General features: G+C 40.5%; 24 protein-coding genes, 1 tRNA gene, 1 rRNA gene and 1 riboswitch. Of the genes, 22 read left to right on the top strand and 4 right to left on the bottom strand.

What is annotated here, in order from left to right:
* Window positions 1-66 precede the first annotated feature (66 nt).
* From rrf to tsaD, 6 genes are all read left to right on the top strand, one after another.
* A 5S ribosomal RNA gene (gene rrf / locus CSV75_RS15805) occupies window positions 67-182 on the top strand.
* A 24-nt stretch (window positions 183-206) separates the two neighbouring features.
* Window positions 207-282, top strand: a tRNA-Asp gene (locus CSV75_RS15800).
* Between the two features lie 144 nt (window positions 283-426).
* Window positions 427-876, top strand: a complete 450-nt coding sequence (tsaE, locus tag CSV75_RS15795) for a tRNA (adenosine(37)-N6)-threonylcarbamoyltransferase complex ATPase subunit type 1 TsaE (protein ID WP_233191696.1) — start codon at window positions 427-429, stop codon at window positions 874-876.
* Window positions 873-1,574, top strand: coding sequence for a tRNA (adenosine(37)-N6)-threonylcarbamoyltransferase complex dimerization subunit type 1 TsaB (gene tsaB, locus CSV75_RS15790; protein ID WP_099676575.1), 702 nt, complete (start codon window positions 873-875; stop codon window positions 1,572-1,574). Before tsaE ends, tsaB begins: the two co-directional genes overlap by 4 nt.
* A complete protein-coding gene (gene rimI / locus CSV75_RS15785) occupies window positions 1,567-2,016 on the top strand; it encodes a ribosomal protein S18-alanine N-acetyltransferase (protein WP_099632653.1) in 450 nt (149 codons plus the stop codon). Before tsaB ends, rimI begins: the two co-directional genes overlap by 8 nt.
* Window positions 2,016-3,035, top strand: a complete 1,020-nt coding sequence (gene tsaD, locus CSV75_RS15780) for a tRNA (adenosine(37)-N6)-threonylcarbamoyltransferase complex transferase subunit TsaD (protein WP_099676574.1) — start codon at window positions 2,016-2,018, stop codon at window positions 3,033-3,035. Before rimI ends, tsaD begins: the two co-directional genes overlap by 1 nt.
* Before the next feature lie 622 nt (window positions 3,036-3,657).
* Here the strand turns inward: tsaD and CSV75_RS15775 are convergent.
* Window positions 3,658-5,583: an ABC-F family ATP-binding cassette domain-containing protein gene (locus CSV75_RS15775; protein ID WP_099676573.1), complete on the bottom strand. Its 1,926-nt coding sequence runs from the start codon at window positions 5,581-5,583 to the stop codon at window positions 3,658-3,660.
* Between the two features lie 153 nt (window positions 5,584-5,736).
* Between CSV75_RS15775 and CSV75_RS15770 the strand changes: the two genes are divergently transcribed.
* From CSV75_RS15770 to dacB, 4 genes are all read left to right on the top strand, one after another.
* Entirely contained in the window at window positions 5,737-6,384 is a 648-nt protein-coding gene (locus CSV75_RS15770; protein WP_099676572.1) for a redox-sensing transcriptional repressor Rex, read from the top strand.
* A 63-nt stretch (window positions 6,385-6,447) separates the two neighbouring features.
* Complete coding sequence (locus CSV75_RS15765; protein WP_029055052.1) at window positions 6,448-6,639, top strand: twin-arginine translocase TatA/TatE family subunit; 192 nt, start codon at window positions 6,448-6,450, stop codon at window positions 6,637-6,639.
* Between the two features lie 17 nt (window positions 6,640-6,656).
* Window positions 6,657-7,460 carry a twin-arginine translocase subunit TatC gene (tatC, locus tag CSV75_RS15760; protein ID WP_099632641.1) on the top strand — a complete coding sequence of 268 codons (804 nt, stop codon included), beginning with the start codon at window positions 6,657-6,659 and terminating at the stop codon, window positions 7,458-7,460.
* Window positions 7,461-7,593: 133 nt separating this feature from the next.
* The gene (gene dacB, locus CSV75_RS15755) at window positions 7,594-9,084 is read left to right on the top strand and encodes a D-alanyl-D-alanine carboxypeptidase/D-alanyl-D-alanine endopeptidase (RefSeq protein WP_099676571.1); all 1,491 of its coding nucleotides are present in this window, start codon (window positions 7,594-7,596) and stop codon (window positions 9,082-9,084) included.
* Between the two features lie 128 nt (window positions 9,085-9,212).
* Here dacB and CSV75_RS15750 read toward each other — a convergent pair whose 3' ends face one another.
* On the bottom strand, window positions 9,213-9,944 hold the full coding sequence (locus CSV75_RS15750; RefSeq protein WP_158231683.1) for a CPBP family intramembrane glutamic endopeptidase: 732 nt from the start codon (window positions 9,942-9,944) through the stop codon (window positions 9,213-9,215).
* Window positions 9,945-10,139: 195 nt separating this feature from the next.
* Between CSV75_RS15750 and groES the strand changes: the two genes are divergently transcribed.
* From groES to CSV75_RS15725, 5 genes are all read left to right on the top strand, one after another.
* The gene (gene groES / locus CSV75_RS15745) at window positions 10,140-10,424 is read left to right on the top strand and encodes a co-chaperone GroES (protein WP_029055048.1); all 285 of its coding nucleotides are present in this window, start codon (window positions 10,140-10,142) and stop codon (window positions 10,422-10,424) included.
* A gap of 57 nt (window positions 10,425-10,481) precedes the next feature.
* Window positions 10,482-12,119 carry a chaperonin GroEL gene (gene groL / locus CSV75_RS15740; RefSeq protein ID WP_099676570.1) on the top strand — a complete coding sequence of 546 codons (1,638 nt, stop codon included), beginning with the start codon at window positions 10,482-10,484 and terminating at the stop codon, window positions 12,117-12,119.
* Between the two features lie 1,184 nt (window positions 12,120-13,303).
* Window positions 13,304-13,519 carry a hypothetical protein gene (locus CSV75_RS15735; protein ID WP_099674200.1) on the top strand — a complete coding sequence of 72 codons (216 nt, stop codon included), beginning with the start codon at window positions 13,304-13,306 and terminating at the stop codon, window positions 13,517-13,519.
* Between the two features lie 204 nt (window positions 13,520-13,723).
* On the top strand, window positions 13,724-14,167 hold the full coding sequence (locus tag CSV75_RS16610; protein ID WP_233191695.1) for a hypothetical protein: 444 nt from the start codon (window positions 13,724-13,726) through the stop codon (window positions 14,165-14,167).
* Complete coding sequence (locus tag CSV75_RS15725; RefSeq protein WP_099676569.1) at window positions 14,164-15,729, top strand: sodium/solute symporter; 1,566 nt, start codon at window positions 14,164-14,166, stop codon at window positions 15,727-15,729. The genes CSV75_RS16610 and CSV75_RS15725 overlap by 4 nt, the downstream gene beginning before the upstream one ends.
* 503 nt (window positions 15,730-16,232) lie before the next feature.
* Here CSV75_RS15725 and CSV75_RS15720 read toward each other — a convergent pair.
* Window positions 16,233-16,823, bottom strand: a complete 591-nt coding sequence (locus tag CSV75_RS15720; protein ID WP_099676576.1) for a 2OG-Fe(II) oxygenase — start codon at window positions 16,821-16,823, stop codon at window positions 16,233-16,235.
* 564 nt (window positions 16,824-17,387) lie between these two features.
* Window positions 17,388-19,424, bottom strand: coding sequence for a molybdopterin oxidoreductase family protein (locus tag CSV75_RS15715; RefSeq protein WP_099676568.1), 2,037 nt, complete (start codon window positions 19,422-19,424; stop codon window positions 17,388-17,390).
* A 331-nt stretch (window positions 19,425-19,755) separates the two neighbouring features.
* A riboswitch (SAM riboswitch) is annotated at window positions 19,756-19,846 on the top strand.
* Window positions 19,847-19,965: 119 nt separating this feature from the next.
* On the opposite strand from CSV75_RS15715, the gene CSV75_RS15710 reads away from it, so the two are divergent.
* The 7 genes from CSV75_RS15710 to CSV75_RS15675 all read left to right on the top strand — a co-directional run.
* On the top strand, window positions 19,966-21,216 hold the full coding sequence (locus tag CSV75_RS15710; RefSeq protein WP_099632612.1) for an MFS transporter: 1,251 nt from the start codon (window positions 19,966-19,968) through the stop codon (window positions 21,214-21,216).
* Window positions 21,217-21,344: 128 nt separating this feature from the next.
* On the top strand, window positions 21,345-21,878 hold the full coding sequence (gene msrA / locus CSV75_RS15705) for a peptide-methionine (S)-S-oxide reductase MsrA (RefSeq protein WP_369825396.1): 534 nt from the start codon (window positions 21,345-21,347) through the stop codon (window positions 21,876-21,878).
* Window positions 21,879-22,448: 570 nt separating this feature from the next.
* The gene (locus CSV75_RS15695; protein WP_099676565.1) at window positions 22,449-23,234 is read left to right on the top strand and encodes a dioxygenase family protein; all 786 of its coding nucleotides are present in this window, start codon (window positions 22,449-22,451) and stop codon (window positions 23,232-23,234) included.
* Between the two features lie 405 nt (window positions 23,235-23,639).
* Entirely contained in the window at window positions 23,640-23,984 is a 345-nt protein-coding gene (locus CSV75_RS15690) for a hypothetical protein (RefSeq protein ID WP_099676564.1), read from the top strand.
* Window positions 23,974-25,860, top strand: a complete 1,887-nt coding sequence (locus CSV75_RS15685; protein ID WP_158231681.1) for a XylR N-terminal domain-containing protein — start codon at window positions 23,974-23,976, stop codon at window positions 25,858-25,860. Before CSV75_RS15690 ends, CSV75_RS15685 begins: the two co-directional genes overlap by 11 nt.
* Before the next feature lie 18 nt (window positions 25,861-25,878).
* Window positions 25,879-26,364, top strand: a complete 486-nt coding sequence (locus CSV75_RS15680; RefSeq protein ID WP_099676562.1) for a flavin reductase family protein — start codon at window positions 25,879-25,881, stop codon at window positions 26,362-26,364.
* A 42-nt stretch (window positions 26,365-26,406) separates the two neighbouring features.
* The coding region (locus CSV75_RS15675; RefSeq protein WP_144034791.1) for a Rieske 2Fe-2S domain-containing protein at window positions 26,407-26,816 on the top strand (410 nt) is incomplete at its 3' end.

Below are 26,816 nucleotides of genomic sequence, written 5' to 3'. Positions count from 1 at the left end.
AAGTAGTTACTTGAACTACACAATGTCTTTTATTCAGTTTTGAGTGAACAAGCTTTACTCAAAGAGTCTAGTAACGATAGCGAAGAGGTCACACCCGTTCCCATACCGAACACGGAAGTTAAGCTCTTCAGCGCTGATGGTAGTTGGGGGTTTCCCCCTGTGAGAGTAGGACGTTGCTAGGCTTTATCTTTTTGCTTCATTTCAGTGGTCCCGTGGTGTAGCGGTTAACATGCCTGCCTGTCACGCAGGAGATCGCGGGTTCGATTCCCGTCGGGACCGCCATATTTTAACATTCCAAAACGATTTCACCTTAAAGGGTGTGATCGTTTTTTTCTTGTAAAGAAACAGGGCTGGCTTCTTGGCTTTTGTTTTGTAAGGTTTTTCTGTACACTAGTACTATAATAGGAAGAGAAGGGTGAGTTGGTTGTGTGGGAGAAAGAAATCGAGTCCGTTGAGGAAATGGAGAAGCTGGCCACCGAAATCGGTCGCTATCTAAGACCTCCTGATGTACTGACCCTTGAAGGTGATCTTGGGGCTGGCAAGACAACATTCACAAAAGCACTTGCAAAAGCAATGGGTATCACACGGACAGTTAGTAGTCCTACTTTTACGATTATCAAGCAGTATGAAGGGGATTACCCTTTCAATCATTTGGATGTATATCGGTTAGCCAATAGCGAGGAAGACTTAGGTTGGGACGAACTGTTTTATGGAGATGCGATTTCTGTAGTGGAATGGGCACAATTTATTCAAGAAGAGTTGCCTGAACATCGGTTGGAATTGCTCATCCATCATACGGGGCCTAATTCCCGCAGAGTTCAATGTATGCCAAAAGGTGAACGATTTACACGTATTTGTGAGGAGATTTTTACATGATATGGTTAGGTATAGATACAGCAAATTCACCTTTATCTGTAGCAATCGTTAAAGATGATGTAGTACTTATCGAAGAGTCAAGCATGATGAAGATCAATCATTCGCTGCGCGCGATGCCGGCAGTGGAAGAGGCATGTCGTAAGGCAGATATTACTCCTTCGGAAATAGACGCGATTGCTGTTTCAGAGGGCCCTGGTTCGTATACAGGTGTTCGCATTGGTGTAACGATTGCGAAGACATTAGCTTGGACGCTTGATAAACCGCTTTACGGTGTATCAAGTCTGAAGGCTTTAGCGTTGAATGGACAACTGTTCAACGGTCTGATTTGTTCTGTAATTGATGCGAGAAGATCCAACGTTTACGCAGGTGTCTATCGAGCGAAGGGTACTGAATTGGTCAGTGTATTAGAGGATCAGCACTGCCCAGTTGTCCAGTTGTTGGAGAAGTTAAAAGAGTGTAAAGAGGCGGTTTTATTTGTTGGAGAAGATGTGAAACTGTATGAATCAATTATTCGTGAGCATCTTGGAAAGCAAGCATATATTGCACCATTCGCATTAAATGTGCCACGTGCATCTTCTGCTATCTCACTGGCGCAAAGTACAAATCAACCCGAAATAGTTCATACGTTTACACCACAGTATAAGCGCATTACGGAGGCAGAAGCCAATTTGATGAAGAAGGGGTCTTCCCATGAGTAATGAAGTGCTATTTCGAAAGATGACGCCTGATGACATTCCGGCGGTTGCGGGTATAGAACTTGAATCATTTGCGACACCTTGGACAGAAGAGATTTTTGAGCATGAATTAACAGGAAATGCATACGCACATTATATTGTAGCGGACCTGGACGGTGAAGTGATTGGGCATTGTGGTATGTGGATTGTGCTCGATGAATGTCATATCACTAATGTGGCCGTACTATCGGCTTATCGAGGTAAAGGGTATGGAGAAGATCTAATGCGTCAGGCGATGGAGTTGTGCCGCTTGAATGAAGTGAAGACCATGACGCTTGAAGTGCGTGTGAGTAATGAAGCAGCGCGGATGTTGTATCGCAAGTTAGGTTTTCAAGAAGGCGGTATCAGGAAAAACTATTATACAGACGACCATGAAGATGGGCTCGTCATGTGGGTGGAATTCTAATGGAAAAAGATCAGTATATTTTGGGTATTGAAACGAGCTGTGATGAAACCGCGGCTTCTATAGTAAAAAATGGGACGGAAATTATTTCATCTATTGTATCGTCACAAATCCAGCAGCAAAAGCAATTTGGCGGTGTGGTTCCCGAAATAGCGTCGCGTCTGCATGTGGAACAAATCACACTGGTGATTCAGGAAGCATTGAATGAAGCGAAACTTGTACCAAGTGATTTGGTTGCGGTCACTGTGACAGAAGGACCTGGATTAGTGGGGGCGCTGTTGATCGGTATCAATGCGGCGAAAGCTTTTGCCTTTGCGAATCAGTTACCATTGATTGGTGTGCATCATATTGCAGGACATGTCTATGCCAATCAATTGATTCATGAGATGGAGTTTCCTTTGCTGGCACTCATCGTCTCAGGCGGTCATACTGAGCTTGTCGTCATGAAGTCACATGGTTCATTCGAATTGATTGGTGAAACGCGTGATGACGCAGCAGGCGAAGCCTATGATAAAGTTGCTCGGGTACTTGGTTTGCCTTATCCGGGAGGTCCGCAAGTGGATCAGCTCGCGCTGATGAGTGATGAAAGTATAGACTTTCCACGCGCTTGGCTTGAAAAGGATTCCTATGACTTCAGTTTTAGTGGATTGAAGTCTGCAGTTATCAATTATAAGCATAATATCGAGCAAAAAGGCGGAAAGATCAATCATGATCATGTTGCGGCGGGCTTTCAGCAAAGTGTTGTTGAAGTATTGACAGTCAAGACAGTGAAAGCGGCGAAAGAATATGACGTGAAGCAAGTGATTGCGGCAGGTGGTGTAGCTGCCAATCAAGGACTGCGAAAATCATTGACCGCTGCGTTTGAAAAAGAAGGGATTCCTTTCTACGTTCCACCTATTTCATTATGTACAGACAATGCAGCAATGATTGCCGGGGCTGGCTATGAGATGTGGAAAAGCGGCGTTCGAAGTGATTCTAGTATGAATGGTCGACCTGGAATGCCATTAAAATCATGGAATTAATGAATACACACACAGTTTGCTAACTTTCAGCAAATTGTGTGTTTTTTTGTTAGACGAATATTAGTTTGTCAAGAGGGAACGTTCGTACTTATACACAGATTGTGGATAGATTGTTGGTAACATTTATAACCTGTGAATGGTAAACGGATACATTTTGGATAACTATGTGGACTAGTAAACAAGTATTTGTGGATAACGTGGATAACTATGTTCATATGTGTTCAAATAGGGATTTGCTCTGTGGAAAAGATTGTGGAGAAATGAAGTGTATTTTAGCTTACAATTTCTAAGGAAAGTATAAAAATGACGAACGATAGGAAGAATAGTAGGATTCTTGTCGCAATTTGTCGTGAAGTTGTTCGGATAATCGGGTTGAAGCATCATATCTTCACATAAGTGCCCATAGTTATTGCGGAAGCGCTCATAAAATTCATTATGCGCTCTATAGAATATGAGGACCGCTCTATGTTGAACTTCAACCGCTCATACTTTCTATACGAACGCTCTATCTTACAACTTAACCGCTCATAACCAAGGCTTTATGGACAAAAAAACAAGCATCAAGAACCAATCAGTTCTCAATGCTCATTTCATTTTAGACTATTTCAAGTCCCAGACGTCTTTACAAGTTCTCTAACTCATCTTGAAGTAATAACCATTCTTCCGATTGTTCGTCATGGGCAGCTTGGATTTCATCGATTTGACGTTGGATATCCATTAGTGCGATGTGATCGTTCGCTAGTTCGGGTTCTAGTAGTTTTGCTTGCAAACTTTCAATTTCTTCGTCGAAGGCTTCGAGTTTATTCTCTAAGTCTGCAATGGATCTCTTAAGCCGGCGTTCATGGCGTTGGTTTTCTTTATTCGCCACTTCTTTCTTGACGATAGGCTCTTTTGCTCGTTGTTCGAGTTGTGTAGCCGCTAAGATCTCTTCCGTCTCAGTTTTTTTCTCGACGAAGTAATCGTAATCGCCTAGGTACTCCACTGCTCCATCGTCACTCATTTCAATAACTTTGGTTGCGAGTCGGTTGATAAAATACCGGTCATGTGACACGAACAATATCGTTCCAGGGAAATCATCAAGTGCATTTTCTAAAATTTCTTTGCTGTCGAGATCTAAATGATTCGTTGGCTCGTCCAAGATCAATGTATTGGATTTCTCGAGCATTAGTTGCGCCAATGAAAGACGTGCTTTTTCTCCACCTGACAGGGAAGTGACGAGTTTTTCTATGTCGTCACCCGTGAACAGGAAGCGTCCGAGTAGGGAGCGTACATCTTTTTCATTCATTTGTGGCCAGTCGTCCCATATTTCCTGCAAGACGGTACCTGTGCCAATAAGTGTTGCCTGATTTTGATCGTAGTAACCAAATTGGACATTCGTGCCGAAGCGAATTTCCCCACCCATCAGTTCATTGCGCTTTACTATAGTTTTAAGCAACGTGGATTTGCCGACACCGTTCGGTCCAACAAATGCTACACGATCACCTTTATAAATACGCAAATTAATGTTCTTCGATACAGGTTCTTCACCATAGCCAATTTTGACATTGTCTAACGACAGTACATCGTTACCGCTTGGTCGGTCAATTGAGAAGGAGAAGTTCGCGGATTTCTCGTCGCCGTCAGGAGATTCCATCCAGTCTCTCCGCTCTAGTTGCTTACGTCGGCTCTTCGCCATTTTGGAAGTGGACGCACGCGCAATATTTTTCTGAATGAATTCCTCCAACTTGGCCCGTTCATCCTTTTCTTGAACGAATAACTTCTGGTCACGTTCATAGTTCTTCGCTTTCTCATCTAAGTATGAGCTGTAATTACCGCTGTACCTTGTGACTTTCCGTCGAGATACTTCATATACAGTGGTAACTACTTTATCGAGGAAGTATCGGTCATGTGAAACGATTAGAATCGCACCTTCGTAACCCGACAAATACCGTTCGAGCCAGTTCAGTGTTTCGATGTCCAAGTGATTCGTCGGTTCATCCAGTATTAACAAGTCTGGCTTACTCAGAAGCATCCTTGCAAGCGCTAAACGAGTCTTTTGACCGCCTGACAGTAAGTGCACGGGCTTCTCGAAATCATCCGGGTAAAACCGCATGCCATGAAGCACGGAACGAGCATCGGCTTCAAACTGATAGCCTCCTGCCTCCTTAAAATCAATTTGAAGTTCATCGTATTCCGTCATGATGCGAGTATAGCGACTCGCATCTTCAAGAACCGCAGGATTCGACATTTCATGCTCTAGCGCGCGCAGCCGACTTTCCTTTTCACGAAGTGGTGCGAATACCGTCATCACTTCATCCCAAATCGTTAATTCTGAATCCAGCCCACTGTGCTGCTCGAGATAGCCCATGCGTACATCTTTGGGAATGATGATATCTCCTTCATCCGCGGATATTTCACCTGCAATAATTTTCAATAAAGTCGATTTTCCAGCACCATTTCGTCCAACTAATGCGACGCGATCTCGATGCTGTACTTCGAGACGGACGTTTTCTAGTAGATCCGTGCCGGAAAAAGACTTTGTCAGTCCATTTACTTGTAAAATAATCAAGCCCCACACCTCTATTCTTTATCAGTTTAATGGAATGGAGCTTCGCATGCAATAATCGGCTTTACAATAAACCCGTTGTGCTGTACGATAAAAGCGGCTGTACCCTTGTTTAGGGGTTGGTCATTGAAGTGACGATGGAGGTAGGGCACAGCTGTGAGTAAACCTAGAATTCCGCAGGCAACATCAAAACGATTGCCTCTATATTATAGATTTTTACGAAATTATGCAGATAAAGGTGTACAACGCATTTCCTCAGGTGAATTAAGTGAAGCGATGAAGATTGATGCGGCAACGATTCGCAGAGATTTCTCGCATTTTGGGGCGCTTGGACGCAAAGGATACGGCTATGACGTAGATTCCTTGCTGCAATTCTTCCGCGAAACACTTGATCAAGACGAAGAAACCAAAGTGGCATTAATTGGGGTAGGTAGTCTCGGCAACGCTTTTTTGAAATACAATTTCCAAAAGATCCACAATACGAAAATTGTCGTGGCATTCGATCCGAAAGCGCCGCATGAAGGCGAACTAAAGAACGATATTCTTATTTATCCACCTGATCGTCTTGAAGAGAAAATTAATGAACTAGGCATTGAAATGGTTATTTTGACTGTGCCATCACGTGTTGCACAGGAATTGACGGATCGTCTCGCTACAACGTCTGTGAAAGGGATATTGAACTTTACCCCTGAACGGCTGGCAGTACCAGATACAATCCGTATTCAGACAATCGATTTGTCCGTTGAGTTGCAAACATTGATTTATCTTATCAAAACGGACGTAAAAGATTCACAAATTACGTGACACTGCAATAGTAAAATTATAGGTTTTCATGTAGAATAGACATATTATGAGGAGGTGGCCAACATGGCTCCAGGTATCGGAAGTTTACTGATTATCGCTGTGATCGCGTTACTTATATTTGGTCCTAAGAAATTACCTGAAATCGGTAAAGCATTCGGTTCTTCATTGCGTGAGTTTAAAAACGCAACAAAAGGCCTTACAGATGACGAGGACGACGTAAAAAAGGTTGAAGACAAGAAAGAAGAAGTGCGCTGAGTTAGGGTGTTATTCTGATGGCAGATAAAGACTTAACAATCATTGAGCATATAGATGAAGTGCGAAAACGGCTGATGGTAATTGTCGTTTTCTTTATTGTTGGGGCAATTGGCAGTTTCTTCTTAGCGAAGCCGCTGATCAATTTTATCCAATACGATACACCTGCTGAACAAATTACACTGAATGCATTTAACGTGATAGATCCAGTCGTGATCTATTTGAAAGTTATAGTATTCCTAGCGATTGTCATTATTTCACCGGTTATCATGTATCAATTTTGGGCCTTTATTTCACCCGGACTTCGTGAGCTTGAACGTAAGGTCACATTGTCGTATATCCCGTTTGCATTTCTCTTATTTCTAGTAGGGATTAGTTTCTCGTATTTCATATTGTTACCGTATGTCATGAAATTCATGATTAATCTGTCAGGTCAATTGAACATTGAGCAGACAATTGGTATCAATGAGTATTTCTCTTTTTTATTCTCACTATTATTGCCGTTCGGTTTTGTCTTTCAGTTACCGATCGTCATTTTATTTTTATCGCGTCTCGGCGTGTTGCAACCTAAAGTACTCGTTAAGATACGGAAAGTCGCGTATTTCGTCTTGTTCGTAATTGCGGCGTTCATTACACCACCGGATATCGTATCGCATTTATTCACTTCGGTTCCGCTGTTCATCCTGTATGAGATCAGTATCGTGATTTCACGTCTAGGCTATCGGAAGTTCGAGAAATCTGAACGTCTACGCCAGATGGAAGAAGTCAAAGCAGAGCAACAGCGTCAGATTGATGAAGTGATGAATAAAACGGATGATAAGTAAACATAAAAGATCCTCTTGCAAATGCAGGAGGATCTTTTATGTTTACGGGACCACAGTCAAATATGGGTTCATTTACCAATGCCTCTATGGTAAACTATCTAAGAATAGAATGAGTAGGGGGACATGAATACAAGTGAATAGAAAAAAGACTCCAACTAGATGGAGCAAGTGGTTACTAGGTGCATTATTGCTTATGGCGAGTGTTACAACTCCTATTATGGAAGGTCAAGTAGCTGCGGCTCAGCAGTCCTATAAAGGGTTAGAAACAGGCATTAATCAAGTTATTTCAAGTCAGCGTATGCGGGGGACACGAAGCAGTGTCGTCGTACGTGATGCGGATACTAATCACGTGATCTATCAATATCGTGGCAATCAAGGTATCACACCCGCTTCGAACGTCAAAGTTCTAACCAGTACATCAGCCCTTGAAGTGCTGGGGAAAGATTATACTTTCAATACAGATGTCTTAACGAACGGTACAGTGAAAAATGGTATTCTCGACGGTCATCTCTATTTGCGTGGGACAGGTGATCCGACATTACTTGAAGCCGACTTATTACGTTTGGCCCGGCAAATCCGTGAATCAGGTATCCGTTCCGTTACAGGACATATCGTGGCGGACGATACATGGTTTGATACACAGCGTCTATCACCAGGTATTCATAAGGCAGACGAGACGTATTACTACGCAGCGCAAGTTTCGGCACTGACGATCTCGCCGAATAAAGACTACGATGCAGGTACGACAATCGTTGAAGCGAAGCCGACACGAAACGGAAAAGCAGGAGCTGTCACATTGACTCCTCACACGGATATCGTAAAAGTCGTCAATCGCACACGTACCGTTCCAAAAAATCAACACAATACTGTGACGATGAAACGTCAGCAAGGAACGAACACGATTATCGTTTCAGGAAACGTACCACTCAACTCAAACGGCAAGCGCCAATGGGTAACGGTATCGAATCCGACAGCCTATACAGCGGACGTCTTCAAACGCGCACTGGCTAAAGAAGGTATCAAGCTTCAACCAACTGCTCGTGTAACACGTGGAAAAACTCCTGCGAATGCAGAGTTACTCGCAAAGAAAGAATCTATGTCATTGTATTATTTAATGATGCCATTCATGAAGTACAGCAATAACTCACACGCAGAAGTCTTAGCAAAGTCTATGGGTCGTGCGGTATATAATGAAGGAAGTTGGAATGCGGGCTTGCGTGTTGTGAGGGAAACGTTAGAAAAAAACAATATTAGTACAAAAGGTATTTATTTAGAAGATGGTTCAGGTATGTCACATAAGAATAAAATTCCTTCCGAGAAGATTGCGGAAGTGCTGTATGCAGCCCAATCTAAAGAATGGTATCCGGCATTTGAGCGTTCGTTGCCAATTGCAGGTGTGAATGATCGTATGCTAGGTGGAACGTTGCGAAACCGTTTGACAAGTCCTATTGTCAGAGGCAAAGTGCAGGCGAAGACCGGTTCGCTCAACGGTACGGATTCGTTGTCGGGCTATGTGAAGACGAAGAGCGGACAAGAGCTGATCTTCAGTATCCTGACAGAGAACGTGAAAGGAACAGCGAAGCCTGATATTGATAAGATGGTACAGGTAATAGCTGCGCAGTAAGAAGTAGGAGGTTTATGGTTCGGGATTGGAGTTCCAGCAGGGGGCGTTGATCAACGGTACTCTCCCGCTTACCGAACATTCAACATATCCACATTAAAAAAATCTCCCCATTCACGGGGAGATTTTTTCTACTGCAGGAATAATACGATGCCCTGCTGCATATCTTGTAATTGTTGCAGTTTATCCGCATTCCATTGTACGACAGTGACAAAACTGTTCATGAGGAAATGGGCAATCATCGGGGTCAGTAGACGCTTAGTCTTGTAATAGACGAAGGCAAACGCGAGACCTGGCATTAAGTACATCAGTAAGTGTTGCAACTCGCCATGCACGGCTGCAAATACGATGGCGCTGACAATCGCAGCGACCCAAAAGTTCGTTTTTGTGTACAAGCCACCGAAGATAATCCGGCGGAAGACGACTTCTTCGAGGAACGGTGCAAATAACACCATAGCGAAAATAATAATAGGTGCGGTTTTCGAAATATTCGACAATAATTCCGTATTTTCGGAGCCAGCGGTGACACCGAACACGGACTCAATCGCGGCACCTATAATTTGTCCAGCCATGGCGAGGAAGAAACCAAGTACTCCCCATAGAAGAACGCTTCCGAATCCGACAGGCTTTCCTTTAAATGCAGGTAAGAACTTTTTATTTTGTAACAGGATCACAGCAATGATCAGTGCAGCGATACCTTGCGTGATGAATAACGTCCAGGCGAAACCTTGTGATACGGCATCTGCTTTAGACAAGTCTTTGCCGGTGAAGTAAATAATTAATTCAGGGGCAAGAAAAATGCTGGTAATCTGGAGCAACACATACGACATGAAGATCATCAGAGCAACAACCCAGTTTTTCACGGTGCACAACCTTTCTTTCATACATGTTGATTAGTTTAACGCGAATAAAGACGTTTGGCAAAAGAAGAAATTGTCGAACACTTTTACTTGCAATTATGTGTGAAATTCATTAATATTAGAGTTGTGTTAGCACTCATCATAAGTGAGTGCTAAGAAAAATAAAAATTACACATTATCTCGAGGAGGTTGTTTCATTTGTTGAAACCACTAGGTGACCGTATCATTATCGAATTAATCGAAGCAGAAGAAAAAACATCGAGCGGCATTGTTCTACCGGACTCTGCGAAAGAAAAGCCACAAGAAGGAAAAGTAATCGCTGCTGGTACAGGCCGTGTTCTTGAGAACGGACAGCGCGTCGAACTAGAAGTATCTGAAGGCGACCGCATCATCTTCTCTAAATACGCAGGCACTGAAGTGAAGTATGAAGGTACTGAATACTTAATCCTTCGTGAAAGCGACATTCTTGCAATTATTGGATAATTAATAAAAAAGTACATGTAGTAGAAAAATAGAAAATTCTGGAGGGTATCAAATACAATGGCTAAAGAACTTAAATTTAACGAAGAAGCACGTTCCGCAATGCTCCGCGGTGTAGATACACTAGCAGACGCTGTAAAAGTAACACTTGGGCCAAAAGGTCGTAACGTCGTACTTGAGCGCAAATTCGGTTCACCACTCATCACAAACGATGGTGTAACGATCGCAAAAGAAATCGAGCTAGAAAATGCATTCGAAAACATGGGCGCAAAGCTTGTAGCAGAAGTTGCATCCAAGACGAATGACATCGCAGGTGACGGAACAACAACAGCAACTGTACTTGCACAAGCCATGATTCGTGAAGGCTTGAAGAACGTAACGGCTGGCGCAAACCCAGTCGGTATCCGTAAAGGAATCGAAAAAGCGGTAATCGCAGCGGTAGAAGGTCTTCAAAGCGTATCCGATGAAATCGAAAGCAGACAAGAAATTGCACAAGTTGCAGCAATCTCTTCTGGTGACGAAGAAGTTGGTGAGTTGATTTCACAAGCAATGGAGCGCGTAGGTAATGATGGTGTCATCACAATCGAAGAATCTAAAGGCTTTATAACAGAGCTTGATGTAGTAGAAGGTATGCAATTCGACCGTGGCTACGCATCTGCGTATATGGCAACAGACACAGACAAAATGGAAGCGGTACTTGATAATCCATATGTCTTGATTACAGATAAGAAGATCAACAATATTCAGGAAATCCTTCCAGTGCTTGAACAAGTCGTTCAACAAGGTAAACCATTGTTGATTATCGCAGAAGACGTTGAAGGTGAAGCCCTTGCTACACTAGTTGTCAACAAACTTCGCGGTACATTCAACGCAGTAGCAGTTAAAGCGCCTGGCTTCGGTGATCGCCGTAAAGCTATGCTTGAAGACATCGCAATCCTAACAGGTGGACAGGTGATCACAGAAGATCTAGGACTTGATCTGAAATCTGCTGACCTTACTTCACTCGGACGCGCTGCGAAAATCGTAGTAACAAAAGACAATACAACAATCGTAGAAGGTAGCGGTGACGCAGGTTCTATCGAGTCACGCGTAGGCCAAATTCGTTCACAATTGGAAGAAACAACTTCTGAATTCGACAAAGAGAAATTGCAAGAACGTCTAGCTAAACTAGCTGGCGGCGTAGCAGTCATCAAAGTCGGTGCTGCAACTGAAACAGAGTTGAAAGAGCGTAAACTTCGAATCGAAGACGCATTGAACTCCACACGTGCAGCAGTAGAAGAAGGAATTGTTTCTGGTGGCGGTACTGCACTAGTTAACGTCTACAAGCAAGTAGAAGCATTACTTGAAGATACTGAAGGCGATGTATCTACTGGTATTAAGATTGTACTTCGTGCGCTTGAAGAACCAGTACGTCAAATCGCAACTAACGCGGGCCTTGAAGGTTCTATCGTAGTAGATCGCTTGAAGCGCGAAGAAGTCGGCATTGGTTTTAACGCAGCAGAAGGCACGTGGGTTAACATGGTAGAAGCAGGTATCGTAGATCCAACGAAAGTAACTCGTTCCGCACTACAAAATGCAGCATCTGTAGCGGCTATGTTCTTGACTACTGAAGCTGTAGTTGCAGACTTACCAGAAACAGCAGGTGGCGGTGGAATGCCTGACATGGGCGGTATGGGTGGAATGGGCGGCATGATGTAAGACAGCAAAAAACCATTTTGTAATGGGGTTTTGTGTCATACATTATCATTTCACTCTCCGTTTGATAGCAAAGTAATATATTTAATCATTATCGAAGGCTTCTCATTAGTTGACAAAACTTTTGAGAGGCCTTTTTATATTTCTTTTCATATGAATGAATTTCATAATTCCAATCCCTTGTCTACTAAGGGGTTAAAGGTATAAAAAAGAAGTACCTCTCTTTGTCTAGTATACTGGTAGTCGACTAAAAAACCTGAAATACTGGAAGTAACCCCTTTGACCATTATCCGAAAACAGAGCCTATTTGGCATCTAAGAATTATATGAGATGGAACTTATCCAAAAATATGAAGAGATTGTAGCCGCCATTGATCTGGATTCCATCTTCTTTGAAATTGAGTAGAAATCCCGACTCGGTGTACTAACCGAATTGAATTATGGAACGATGATGGTGAATGTATTAGCACGTCATTTCGAACGGATTCCAATCATCAATGATTTGGTGAAACGCTTGAAACACGATCTGTTTTTCAAATTGAATGGCAGCTTCAAGGTCTCGGATGCAATTTCTTCCGTGGTTTATAACAACGCCTTCTAACTCAGCTAAGCGAAACAAACATCCGGGAAAATCTACAGGAAACCATCATCCTAATAGCCATCCCTGAAGGGTTCATCTTAGATGAAACAGTCGCGATTGAGGCGACATATTTCGAAGTACGTGACAGAGCACCTTCCAAGCAGGAAAAACCCAAAGAAACGACAAAGAAACGCAGTCGCAAGAAGAAGGAAGAGCGTGAACAATGGCTCATCGAACAAGTAGAAAGGGAAGCGAGCCCTGCCCTTTATGAGAAAAATGTTTGGGATCATCTGGAATTTCCGCTTAAACAGTTACGCATTGTGATAACGCAAGATCCGAAATCGGGCGTCAAGAAAAATAATGAATGACAGAAAATCCGCGATGCCCCTATTAAAGGGGATCGAATATCGCCTAATCTATCACTGGCGGTAACGTAGTTGTTCTTAAGAATCTCCCCTTTTTATACATAGTGAAAGTGGGAGTAGTTCAGAGGAAATTGATTATGATTAATTAAAAAATGACTTGACTAGGATTGAAGCAGTATATATAATCAGAAAATACTGACTATTTTAAATGGATGAACAGTATGGGACGAAAAGGAAATCGGAATGACTAGTACAGAAAAGGGTGGAAGTAAGGGACTGAAAAAATTAATGCGACGGTTAATTTTTCAGGAAAAGTTATCATATACTGGCAACGGAGCTAATAGCACTTTAGTTAAAGGAGATGCTATGATCTTTGGAATTGAATTCAAAGGGAGGGTTGATTTAGAAGTATCTAAGGTTTTGGGGGAATGGATTACTTTATGCGTCGATAAATCATAAAGTAGTTTGTATGCTAGCTTTTGGAATGCGAGCATTATCGAGAAAATCATCTAGAGAAATAGATGCAGAGATCCAACAATTTTAAACTCTTTTGATACAAAGAGTTTTCTTGTTGACAAAAATAACTAACCAGCTAGTATTCATGCTGTTTTGCACCAAACTAAGTTCATTGATAAGTTTTGAAAAATGAAGGGGTGTATACAATTGGAAGAGAAAAAATATGTCATGACAGACGAGCCATGCGAAACGATTGATATAAAAAAGTTACCTAAGTTGGATAAGAAAACAAGTTATAGCATTAGAACCGAATTATCCACTGGATTATCATTAGCAATTGTTTACTTTATATTTATTTTTTCTGTTCCAGCAATCAACTGGTTTAGACCAGATTGGGCCTTTGCAAAGATGTTTGGGGGAATGTCTTACAGCTGGTTTTTGACGACAATTGTCGCGATGGCAATGGCATTTATTATTGCTTATCTACACACGAAGCTTTATGAAAGATGGGAAAGAAAAAGTCTAGAAATGAGCCGTATGGAGAAGAAAGAGAACATGGTAAGTGAACAAACAAGCAAAGTGAAGACAAAGGGGGCAACATCAAGTGTACAAGCAAGTTTTGTAGAAAGTAAGGAGGAGACGTTGCTATGATGCAAGCGTTATTAGATCCAAAATACCTCTTTACGCTCTTATTATTGGGGACGATTGTCTATATTACGTATTTATCAAAAAGAAATGAAAGTGCCAGTGACTTCTTTGTAGGCGGCCGTAATTTCGGATGGTTTACAAATGGTTCAGCGATTGGCGGGGACTATCTAAGTGCTGCAACGTTTTTAGGGCTAGCAGGACTTACCTTTGCGATCGGTTATGATGGGGCTTTTTATACCTTTAGCTTTACAATTGGTTTAACGCTTTTGGCACTTTTCATAGCGGGACCTTTACGCCGATTCGGTGCTTTCACAGTTGCAGACTTTGTTGCTTATCGTTTTCATAGTAAAAGAGCTAGAATTGTTGCTGTAATTGTAGTGCTTGCTATTTCAGGATTTTATGCAGCACCCCAGTTACTCGGCGCTGCACAAATTTTGAGCATGTTTTTTGGAACGTCCTATGAATTTGGCATCATCTTTACAAGTGTTGTCATGATATTCTACGTTGGAATTGGTGGAATGAAGGGAACAACCATTAACCAAGCGTTGGAGCTTTGGATTCGTTTTATAGCCTTTATCGTCATGGTAGCTGCCGCTATTTATGGAGGTTTCCATTACGAGAGAATTCTATCCGTAATCAGTGAATTTAGTGGTACGGTACTGAACACGGGCGCATATACGACGGATGGAAAAGATGTCGTATTTAACGGAGAAACATGGTCAAAAACTGGTGCATTCAATCCAAACTTTTGGCACTCTGCATCTATGTTAATCGGGCTTTCACTAGGTACACTTGGGCTTCCGCATATTTTACTGCGTTTTTACACAAATCCAGATGCTAAGTCTGCCCGAAAGTCGGCAGTATTAGCGATTGGGATCGCCAGTTTATTTTTCGCCTGTGCCATTTACCTTGGCGTTGTCGGAAGAGCCATCTATTTAAGTGGAAATGCCAGTCCTGAAGTCATGCAGAACCTGATTACCGGTGGGGATAATATGGTGATACCATCTATTGCAACAGCTTTAGGCGGTAAATGGCTGCTTGGATTTGTAATTGCCGGTGCGTTTGCCGCGGTTTTTTCAAACCTATCTGGATTATTTATTGCAAGTTCAGGAGCAATTGCTCACGATTTATATGCAAAATTCACGAAAAAGGAATTAACAGAGAAAAATCGAGTAGTTGCTGCAAAATTAGCGATTGTTTTTCTTGGTGTTTTTTATGGAGTACTCGGTTTATTCGTCAAAGATGCCTCCATTGGCCATCTTGTCGCGCTCGCCTTTACAGTTGGGGCAAGCACATTTGCACCTATTTTCGTATTAGGCATTTGGTGGCGTGGGATTACTGAAAAGGGGGCAATTGCGGGGCTGATTGTTGGTTTTGCAGTTTCTATGTTTATGATTTTCTTTTCATCCATTTTACCTGAGGCTTTACAATTTAGAGTGCCAGGTATCATTACCGTGCCAGTTGGCTTCTTAACAGTGTATATTGTTTCCTTACTAGACGGTAAAGTACCAGCAGATGTGAATGCCTTTATGCGGAAAGTTCATTCAAGCGAAGAATCTGTATAAGTCATAACGTAGATCGTATGTTGAGGGATCGGAAAAAGGACTTACCCCAGAATCGAAAAATGTTGCCCGTTTTAATCGTTATGTTGTATAAATACTTGTTCATATTTAAGGGTAAATTTATATATCCCTTTGCCTTAAAAATTGTAAACGTTGATTGAATAGGATTTTCAACTTCCATTTGTACATGTTTTCAAGGGTATTACATGTGCGGCATGATGTAAGACAGCTGTCCTAATTAAAAAGCGTCAACTCCTAACATTTAGGGGTTGGCGTTTTTTATGCATTCATGTGTAAAATACAATAATGCGTGTCCTCATTAACAGAAGTGCTGAAAATTGCACGTTCGTTTCATTCAATAGATACCTTGAATCAAAAAAAGCGTTCAGCTCATAATAGCAGCCGACCGCTTTTTGCAATAGAAAAATTTATAAATACAGTATCCGTTCAGATTATTGAGAAAACTCTTTGTGTAGGCACTGACTAATCAACTTTAACCAAGTTCCTCACCGTACCCTCTGCTTCCTCATCCACTGCGTCGCTACAAATTTCTCTCCGCTTTCTATCGGTGCGCCGCCGTGCAACGTCAAGTCGTTCAACAACGGATCGCTGTAGAAATACTCGAAATAAACGGCCATTCCTTTTTGGGGCACGACCGACAGTTTTAGATGGGGGAAGAACGTTTCGCCACCTTGTTCGACATCGTTCAAGTACATGACGAGCGTGCTGATTCGATTGTTGGTAACATTGCTAGCCGCTGAGAAGAAGTCATGGTGCGCTTTATATTGCTGTCCTGGCAGATAATGAAGAATCTGGAGTCTTTCGCCGTGTTCGATAGGAATGTTCATAACTGCTTCAATCCGTTTTTCGATTTTCATAACAATCGGGTTGTCCCGTTCTTCTAGAAACATACTGCTGCTTGTTCTAATCTTGCTTTCCGCATGGGCTGTGCCAATTTTGGATCGTTTCATCTTGTCTGTCGAGAGTCGGATCAGTTCATCACATTCTTCGTCACTCAACATATTGCCTAAGACGACGACTAATGGTTCTTCGACTTTTGCAATAATTTCAATGTCACGGTCCGTTATGATTCTCATTCCTAAATGATTAAATATTGTTTGTTCTTTATTTTCCGCTATCAACTTAGAACACCTCTTTACTAGTTTGATTTCTTTAAATCAAATACAGTGTAACGTGATGATGGTATAGCCAATATCGGACTTCTCTTAAGTTTCACACTTCCTCTTTGGAATTAAATTCAATATATTTTAGCATGCTATCTTGACTGACGTAAACTTTGAATATAGTCAAATAGGTAGTAATATATAACTATTTTTTACAAGCTATTTTAATTAATTAAATGCCTGTTTAGATGACAGATTAGCAAATGAAGATACATATGAGCTTTTATACAATCGTCGAATTTTTTCCCGGGGTGTAAAGTAATTGAAAGGTATCCTGGGTTATCTAGTTGTGAATTATAGGAGACAAATGATATCAATAACAATCCAATCGATGAAACGGCAAAACGTCAAATTCTATGAAATGCGCATCTAATAATCCGGCATTGTTAAATCAGTGTAAGAACAAGGTGAGCCTCCTGTTTTAGACAAGAGGAGGCTCCCATTAATGCGGCAGGAATTCTGAGCTGTTTTGTCTAGTTATAAATTCTCGACTTCAACACGCCCTGAGAAAAACGTAGCTCCACCGCCCATGTCGGCAATTCGATCTGGCGTTAAGGCGTTCACAAGGCGTTTTTGATCTGAATTATTTCCCCAAATCCCTTGACTGACAACAACTCCCGGCAGTACTTGTTCGCCGACAGAGACAATAAATTCACATTCTCCGCGCTCGTTCCAAATACGAACAGTCGCTTTGTCCTCGATTCCCCGCTCTTTCGCATCGTGCTGATTCATAAACAAGGTAGGTTCTTTTTCAAGTTTAAGATGTTTTTCATTGTTCGAAAAAATGGTATTCATAAAATTATGGTTAATTGCAGGTATATACAGTAATGGATAATCGGAATCTTGAATAATTGGAATATACGTAGGAAGAGCCGGTAATCCTGCCGATTTCATTTGTTCTGAATACAATTCGATTTTTCCGCTCGGTGTTTTTAAATGGTTCAATGGATTGCGTGTATCGCTCGCTTTCATATAGCGTTTATCCTTTAATGCGGCATACGACACTTCGGATAAATGAGGGTTGGACAAATCGCTTAACGCCTGATTGATCATTTCAGCGTCATCATCTAGGAAAGGTTGCTCATCAAAGCCCATAGCTTGTGCTAATAATCTGAAAACGTCAGGGTTGGATTTACTCTCCCCGTAGGTTTCAATAACTGGTTCTTGCAAATGAATATAGTGATGCCAGAAAGACGTATAGAAGTCCGTGTTTTCAAATGCGGATGTCGCCGGTAGAACAATATCGGCAAACAACGCAGTGTCTGTCAAGAACAAATCATGAACCACTGTAAACAAGTCCTTACGCGCCAAGCCTTCCTGTACTTTATTGGCATCTGGTGCGACAACAGCGGGGTTGCTATTATAGACATACAAAGAGCGAACCGGCTGTTGTTCCTCCAGTAATACTTGTCCCAACAAATTCATATTGAATTTACGCGTTGGCTTCTCCTGAAGTTCAGGACGTTCTAGTGCGGCGATATTATGTGTCAAATAGTCCGAATTTGATTTAACCGCCCCACCGCCTTTTAATTCCCACTGCCCTGTCAATGCAGGCAAGCAAGAGATAGTCCGGACTATCATGCCGCCATTATCATGATGCTGCAACCCATTGCCAATGCGAATCATGGAAGGGGAGACAGTCCCATACATCCGTGCTAGTTCATAGATATCTTCCTCCGGCACACCTGTGATGGTGGAAACCATTTGGGGATCGTAGTATTTTACATGTTCACCGAGCGCTTCATGGCCGATTGTATACTGCTCCAAAAATGCTTGATTGACTAGCTTTTCTTTATAAAGAATATGCATAATTCCAAGTGCAAGCGCTCCGTCAGTTCCCGGAAGAATGGGAATGAACCAGTCAGCCATGCGCCCAGTTTGGTTTTTATGGACGTCAATGACGATAACTTTAGCGCCGCTCTTTTTCGCTTTTTGCGCAATCATAATTTGGTGCATATTCGTACTGACGGCATTGATGCCCCAAAAAACAAATAATTTCGTATCCTTCATCTCTTCTGGATCTGTTCCATAACGCCCACCCATCGTGTAATTGTAGCCGGCTTCACCAGCGACTGAACAAATGGTTCGATCCAGTTGACTCGAACCTAGGCGGTAGAAGAAACGGCGATCCATCCCTTTAGAACTAAGTTTCCCCATATTGGCATAGAAACTGTAGGGAAGAATTGATTCTGGCCCTTCTTCAGAAATTAATTTTTTCCACTGATTTGTAATAGTTGTAATGGCTTCTTGCCAACTGATTGGAACGAATTGCCCATCGCCTTTTTCCCCGATTCGTTTCAAAGGAGTAGTAATCCGATTTTGATCGTAAATCCGTTCAGCCATATGCCGAACTTTGTTGCAAATACTTCCTTTTGTGATTGGATGTTCGGGATCACCTTCAATTTTAATGATTTTACCATCTTCTTTATGAATCAACAGTCCACATTGGTCTGGACAATCCAGAGAACAAACCGAGGGGACGATACCATTTTCTACATCAATATACGATTGCATTATACAAGTCCTTTCTACGGGAATAATATTTAAATATAATATGAAATCCTGACATTGCTAAAGTATCTAAATCAAATAGTGATTAACAATTTTGAAATTCCGTTATTGTAAAGGGATGCGTATCCCAAAAGTATGGGTCCGGGTTATTCTAATTTTAGTGAAAAGCGCTCACTTATACATTTGATATAAACAAATGATTTTGCTAATTAGTATATCATAATGCGGCAGTATATTTAGAAAGTTTCAATAACTGGTTGACTTAAAATTAATTATTCTGTACAGTGAGTTCATTAGGTCTGTTTTTATTATATTCTACTAATTTCATATTATTTTTCTATCGAGAGAAGTTGAGGGACTGGCCCTATGAAACTTCGGCAACATAATTGTGCCAAATCCAGCAAGCGTAGCTTGAGAGATAGAAAGAGGAATGCATATTTATATTGCGCTAGCGATGAATACCAACGACTCTTTCTGTTTTTTACAGAAAGTTTTTTTGTTTTGTAAAGACATTACAAAACGGATATGAATGGAGGGCACTGATGTGTTGGAGAGAATTGGAATCACGAAAAACTTAGGTTGGGGCTTTTTTGGTGTGATGTTGTTTATGATGGGAGATGGAATTGAAGCCGGTTGGTTAAGCCCATTCTTAATTGAAAGCGGATTAACGATTCAGCAATCGGCTGCTATATTCACAGTATATGGAATCTCAATCGCACTGTCATCTTGGTTTTCGGGCGTCTGTGTAGATGTTTTTGGCCCGAAACGTACAATGGCCATCGGATTAGCCGTCTATATTATCGGTACGGCAGGGTTTATTACATACGGTTTCTCTACGATGAATTACCCGATCATGCTTTTAACTTATTTCATTAAAGGTTTTGGTTATCCGTTATTTGCTTATTCTTTCTTGACATGGGTCATTTATAAGACACCGCAAAATAAATTGAGTTCTGCTGTTGGTTGGTTCTGGTTTGTATTTTGTGCGGGAATGATGGTTCTTGGTGCGTGGTATTCAAGTGTTGCGATCCAATATCTCGGTTACATCAATACAATGTGGACATCTATCTTCTGGGTAAGTCTAGGTGCGGTTTTAGCTTTAGTTATCAATAAAGACAAGTTTGAAAAGAAAAAACTAGCGAACAAAAAAGAAGCAGTCAAAGAATTATTGAAAGGTATTACCATTTTGAAATCAAACCCGAGAGTTGCTGCGGGTGGGGTTGTCCGCGTTATCAATAGCTTAAGTGTTTATGGATTCCCAGTATTCCTACCCATGCATATGGCACAACATGGCATTGAAACAACTGCTTGGCTGCAATTATGGGGAACATTTTTCTTAGGAAATATTATCTTTAATTTAGTGTTCGGCTTCATTGGAGACAAATTCGGTTGGAAAAACACGATCATTTGGTTTGGTGGAGTCGGATGTGCAATATTCACGCCACTTCTGTTCTATATACCGGTGATTACAAATGGTAGCATTGTTGCGACAAGCATTGTCGGTTTCATTTGGGGTGGTTTGGTAGCGGGCTACGTTCCGATCGGTGCATTGGTACCTTCTGTGGCGGGTGAAGATAAAGGCGCGGCAATGTCCGTGTTGAATTTTTCCGCGGGTTTATCAACATTCGTAGCACCAGCGATCGCCTTAACGTTTATCGGGCTTGTTGGAGCGGAAGGGGTCGTGTGGATTTTCAGTGGTCTCTACTTAGTGAGTGCAATTATTGTAAAATTTATTCGTATACCGGAAGAAGAAAGTAGAAAAATGCAGGAGAAAGCTTTACTAGTAACCTCGTGAAACTACCATCGTATAGGCGGTCAATGATATAGTATAAGAAGGACTTTTAAATCACAAACAGGTTGTGTACGCCTCTACTAGACAAGTGGATTTGGGCACGCGCTTTCATAAAAAAGGAGATGTTGTCAATGGTTGAACAGAATTTTGAAAAGGCTGCATTTGCTGGAGGATGTTTCTGGTGCATGGTGAAACCGTTTAAAGAATGGCCAGGTGTCCAAGACGTCGTGTCAGGATATATGGGCGGACATCTGGATAATCCAACGTATGAAGACGTGAAAAAAGGTGCATCCGGTCATGTGGAAGTCGTTGAAATCACATTTGATCCTGCCTTATTCCCATATGAGAAGTTGCTTGAAGTTTACTGGCAACAAATTGATCCGACAGACGCAGAAGGTCAATTTCACGACCGCGGCTCATCTTACACAACCGCTATTTTTTATTACACAGAGGCGCAACGGGAAGCTGCCAAAAAATCGAAAGCTGACCTAGCTGCAAGTGGTATTTTCACAAAACCTATCGTTACAACTATCCGCCCCGCAGAAACATTCTATCGGGCAGAAGAATACCATCAAGATTATTATATAAAAGAACAAGAACATTACAAAGACAACCGTGCACGTTCAGGACGTAATGAATTCATCGCTGAGCACTGGAGCAAATAACCGTAATGGTAAGAAGGACGAGCGTATTCATGGAACGCTCGTCCTTTTTTTGAAATGGGGGATTAATAAAAGATATTCGTACAACAGTATCTTTTAATAAGCACGTTAACTACTTTTTACTCCTTAGTGAAGAAGTCTTCCCGTTATTAAGTTCCTTTCTTATATTATCTAATTAAATAAAATATACAGCATAGAAGAGTGTTAGCAATCCATTTTTGGAGTAAGTATTTATGGAAACAACAATGTATGTCTCAAGCAGATACTTTTTAGTAATTGCCTTTTATCTTTTTTTGACCTATATGAAACCTAAAACTGATCTAGTACTATTATTAATCTGTATTGATAATGTCTACAGGATGACGTTAATTAAAGAGCAAGAATTAGTACTAATAGATCTAATAATCGGATATAGTCAGTCCTAAAAGTATATTGATTTCGTTTTTACATTGGAATAAGATGAAAGTGTAGATTAAATATTCTAACTTTTCACAGACTTATAACAGTAAGATAGTATTTTGTTAAGGCTAAGTGAAAATGTTAGTATAACAACTAATTGGGGGGAATTTAATTATGCAAAAAGAAGCTGTTAAAAAAAATGATCGCGTTGTAGAAGTATTTGACTTATTCATTAAACATATCCAAGCATTTCTGGAAGAAGCAGAACTTAATCATGAAGAATATACAAACTTCGTGAACTGGGCAGATCGTTTAGGGCGTACTGGAGAACTACCCCTATTTGCAGATGTATTCTTAGAGACACATGTGTTGCGTGCGATGTATACAGAGATGCCTGGTACACAACCATCACTTTTAGGACCTTATTTTATTGAAGGAACTCCATTGCTCGAAGCAGAAGATGGAAAACCAATTGTGTTGACGCAACGACCTAATGAAGCAGGGGATGTATTGTATTTCAAAGGGAATGTAAGCAATGTTGATGGCGAAGCACTTGGCAATGTCAAAGTTGAAATGTGGCATAATGATTCAGATGCTACTTACTCTGCCTTTGACTCAGTTGCGCCCAAATATAATCTAAGAGGTCACTTCTATACGGATGAAAATGGAAACTTTGAAGTGAAAACTATTTTACCAACCCCTTATCCAATTCCAACAAACGGTCCTACAGGTGAGTTCCTGGAATATGCGGATAAACAACCAATGCGTCCCGCGCATCTACACTTAATGTTTGAAGCGGAAGGTCATGAAACGCTAATTACTCAAGTATTCCCAGACGATGACAAATGGCTTGAAAATGACGTGGCAGACGGCGTTCGCTTGGATCTTCTAACGAAGTTTGAAAATAAAGGTGACCATTATGAGGCTGCTTTAAACTTTGTCATGCGTAAAGAACAATAATAGTAGCTATCATACAGTGATCGTGTATCTTTTATTGGACTCAGACTAAATATTTTAGATACTAAAATATTTAAGAAAACTAGTTATTCAACCCGGAAATATGATTGTTCTAAAGTGTCAATCGAATGTATCTTGAATTTACAAGTGCAGTGTTAAAAGTATTTGCCACCCTTTGAAAGCGCTATCATGAGATGATATAATGAAGTATTAAAATCTTTTTGTGATACGGCTTTATATTTAGGTAATGTTTGAGAAAGAACATAAAGAGAAACATAGCCATTCATTTGACATAATAGTTGTAATGGAAGGAAATACGGAGATGAATATATTTGCATAAGAGGAAGTGATCTCTACCTCTTATGCAAGATCCGTTTCTTGGATAGTAAATAAAAAGGGGTGTCAAATATGTATGCAGTAGAAATGAATATTGTCTCTACAAAAGAGGATATGGAAGATCTTTTTCATTTACCCGACAGACGTTTTTTTGATTGGTGTGCAAAAAGTTATTATATAAACCGGGGTATATTTAATGTTATCGATAGTTGGCTTTTTGATTATGGAATGAAGGATATCGTTTCACGACGTAAAGTAATGGATCACTATTTACGCTACTTGCTTCTACATGGATTCTACAATGAAAAAAAACATTTTTTACAATTTGGAAAAAACGGTGTGACGGAAAGTCTTTCTAGTTTTGCAGAAGGACACTTACCTGAGCTATGTTATGAAGGTGATTCATATGACGCTTAAAGCAAGTGAACTTACACTTAATGATTTACTCACTATTTCAACAAAGCCAGGCAAAAGACTCCAAGACTTAAACTTTTCACTAACAAGTATGGATGCATGGGCAGTGCTACGAACAGATTTAATTAATGCGCTAGGAATTCAAAGAGCTAAAAGATTTATTTTAAGATATGCTTACCGATCCGGGATGCATGAAGCACGCATTTTGAAAGAAAAGATTAAGTGGAATGATGATCTTGAATGGCTGCTTGCGGGTTCTAAAATGCATAATTTAACAGGCCGGTCTTTTTCTTATCCTGAAGATTTCAATGTGGATATGGAGAATGGACAATTCAATGTTTCTGGATACTGGATTGATTCCTCAGAAGTCAAACAACACTTAGAATACTTTCCGATGCATGTGGAACCCATTTGCTACTTCCTAATTGGTTACGCAAGTGGTTATACAAGCGAATGTTTAGGAAAGCAAATAGTCTTTAAAGAAATAAAATGTAAAGGAAAAGGTGATGATCACTGTAGCTATACCGGAAAAACAGTAGAAGAATGGGGAGATGAAATCTCTGAAGAGCTACTCTACTATGAAGATGAAGATATGTCTGGGGAACTTGATCAGATGTATCAGCAAATTGAACGCCAGAAGGAAAGACTTGAAACGGGTTACTCCTTAAGTCGTAATTTAACAAAAGTAATGCTTCAAGGAGGCGGATTTAAAGAATTTGCCGAACTACTAGGGAAAAGCTTACATTGTGAAGTCATAATTGAAAATATGAATTATGAAGTAATTGGTAAATATGGAGATAATCCCGGTATGGAGAGAAATATGTCAGCAAGTAATTTCTGGAACAAGAGTAATGAAAACATACCAGAATTTGTTGAAACGGATCTTAAAGATAAAACATTTAAGTTATTAACAACACCAATCTTGCTTGAAAATGAAGTTTATGGATTTATTACAATAGCTTTAAATCAGAAAAGTGATAGTTATCATAAAGATTTACTAGAACGAGTGGCTGTAGTGGTTGCTTTGTATATGCAAAACCAACGTGTTGCTATTGAAACAGAACAAAGACTCAAGGGTGAACTGCTTGAGCAATTACTTAATGAGAAAAGTGCAGATGTTATGGAAATTTATAATCGGTTTTCTTATCTCGGTTATGATCTAAAACAACCCCATTACATTATTTACATTGAAATAAATGATCGGACAATAAAGGAAGATATTAATACAAATTATGATTTTTTGAAAATTAGAAGACAACTGACAAACTTATTTCAAGGTGAAAATAAATACCGTTATAATACCCCAGTCCTAACTAAACTAAATGCTATACAAACAATTGTGCCTAAACAATTTCTATATGATGAAAAAACGACCATACAAGATTTTGGTGAACGATTACTAAAAGAATTCGATGATCAAGACAAACAAATTTGTATCGGAATAAGTGATACAACTGAAAACCTCACTGATTTTAATAGTAGATCGAAGGAAGCTAAGAAAGCTGTAGAACTAGCAAAGTTTCGCTCGCGGGAGTCAGGAGTAATTTTATCAAGTGAATTAGGCAACTTAACGTTATTCTTAAATGCAAGAGAACCAGAAGAATTAGAGTCATTTGCAAATGGAAAGTTACAAGAAATACTTAATTATGATAGAAAAAAGAATTCGGAGCTATTAGAAACACTATTTTACTACACGCAAAATGAATTTAATTTGCATAAAACAGCACGTGTGATGTCTATTTCAATTAGTGGTATGAGATATAGAATACTAAAGATTGAGGAATTACTTTCAATTGAACTTTCAAATTCTAATAGTCGTTTCGAAATTCAAATGGCACTTCAAATTTACTTGTTACTTGGAAAGATAAAACCTATTTAAATTAAAGGAGGAATAATTATGGATCCACGAGAATTTAGAAATACACTTGGACATTTTGCAACGGGAGTGACAGTAATAACAACGACTACAGATGAAGGTGAGCAAATTGGATTAACGGCAAATGCATTTTCATCTGTATCATTAGATCCACCACTAGTGTTGGTTTGTATCGATAAGAAATCAGGTAGTTTGAAAACACTAAAGAAAGGTATACCATTCGCAATTAACATTCTTCAAAAAGAACAGGAAGAAGATTGCTGGCGTTTTGCAAAAAGAACTGAGGATAAGTTTGCTGGCGCATCCTATACATTATCCACAGACAATGTTCCTTTATTGAATGGAAATTTGGCTACGATTGAATGTGATGTAGCAGAGGTTATTGAAGGTGGAGATCATTATATTGTGACAGGTCAAGTGAAAGACACTACCTACGATGACCAAGCTGAGCCTTTACTCTTCTTCCGTGGGAAAATCGAACGGGTTATGCAAGCAGAATTGGCATAATAGTAAATATAGAATGTCAAAAAATAAGGGGGATTTATAGTTATGTTAACACCAGAAGATAATCAGTTACTGACTCAGACCGATGCAGGCACACCGATGGGCGATGTGTTTAGGAGATATTGGATTCCGGCCCTTCAAACAGAAGAGTTGATTAGTGATGGGAAGCCGCAACGCGTTAAATTATTGGGGGAGGACCTGGTCGCATTTCGCGATACGGAAGGAAAAGTGGGTCTAGTTGATGAGCGCTGTCCGCACCGTGGGACTTCACTTTATTATGGAATTAACGACGACTGTGGCCTAAGGTGTATGTATCATGGCTGGAAGTTCAATACAGACGGGGAGTGCACGGAGATTCCGTCAGAGCCAACGGATGGGAAGTTTAGGGAATCCGTTCAATTAAAAAGCTATCCGACAAGAGAAGTAAGTGGCATTATTTGGACATACATGGGGCC

The sequence above is a fragment of the Sporosarcina sp. P18a genome (assembly GCF_002743135.1).
In the GTDB taxonomy this organism is placed as follows: Bacteria; Bacillota; Bacilli; order Bacillales_A; family Planococcaceae; genus Sporosarcina.
Note: the sequence above shows the minus strand (reverse complement) of the source record. Positions and strands in the feature narration are given on the sequence as shown.

Bases quoted from the DNA above. Each gene is read 5' to 3' on its own strand.
- tsaB (WP_099676575.1), top strand. From the start codon at position 873: ATGATATGGTTAGGTATAGATACAGCAAATTCACCTTTATCTGTAGCA.
- rimI (WP_099632653.1), top strand. From the start codon at position 1,567: ATGAGTAATGAAGTGCTATTTCGAAAGATGACGCCTGATGACATTCCG.
- tsaD (WP_099676574.1), top strand. From the start codon at position 2,016: ATGGAAAAAGATCAGTATATTTTGGGTATTGAAACGAGCTGTGATGAA.
- CSV75_RS15765 (WP_029055052.1), top strand. From the start codon at position 6,448: ATGGCTCCAGGTATCGGAAGTTTACTGATTATCGCTGTGATCGCGTTA.
- tatC (WP_099632641.1), top strand. From the start codon at position 6,657: ATGGCAGATAAAGACTTAACAATCATTGAGCATATAGATGAAGTGCGA.
- groL (WP_099676570.1), top strand. From the start codon at position 10,482: ATGGCTAAAGAACTTAAATTTAACGAAGAAGCACGTTCCGCAATGCTC.
- CSV75_RS15735 (WP_099674200.1), top strand. From the start codon at position 13,304: ATGACTAGTACAGAAAAGGGTGGAAGTAAGGGACTGAAAAAATTAATG.
- CSV75_RS15725 (WP_099676569.1), top strand. From the start codon at position 14,164: ATGATGCAAGCGTTATTAGATCCAAAATACCTCTTTACGCTCTTATTA.
- CSV75_RS15720 (WP_099676576.1), bottom strand. From the start codon at position 16,823: ATGAGAATCATAACGGACCGTGACATTGAAATTATTGCAAAAGTCGAA.
- CSV75_RS15715 (WP_099676568.1), bottom strand. From the start codon at position 19,424: ATGCAATCGTATATTGATGTAGAAAATGGTATCGTCCCCTCGGTTTGT.
- msrA (WP_369825396.1), top strand. From the start codon at position 21,345: ATGGTTGAACAGAATTTTGAAAAGGCTGCATTTGCTGGAGGATGTTTC.
- CSV75_RS15695 (WP_099676565.1), top strand. From the start codon at position 22,449: ATGCAAAAAGAAGCTGTTAAAAAAAATGATCGCGTTGTAGAAGTATTT.
- CSV75_RS15690 (WP_099676564.1), top strand. From the start codon at position 23,640: ATGTATGCAGTAGAAATGAATATTGTCTCTACAAAAGAGGATATGGAA.
- CSV75_RS15685 (WP_158231681.1), top strand. From the start codon at position 23,974: ATGACGCTTAAAGCAAGTGAACTTACACTTAATGATTTACTCACTATT.
- CSV75_RS15680 (WP_099676562.1), top strand. From the start codon at position 25,879: ATGGATCCACGAGAATTTAGAAATACACTTGGACATTTTGCAACGGGA.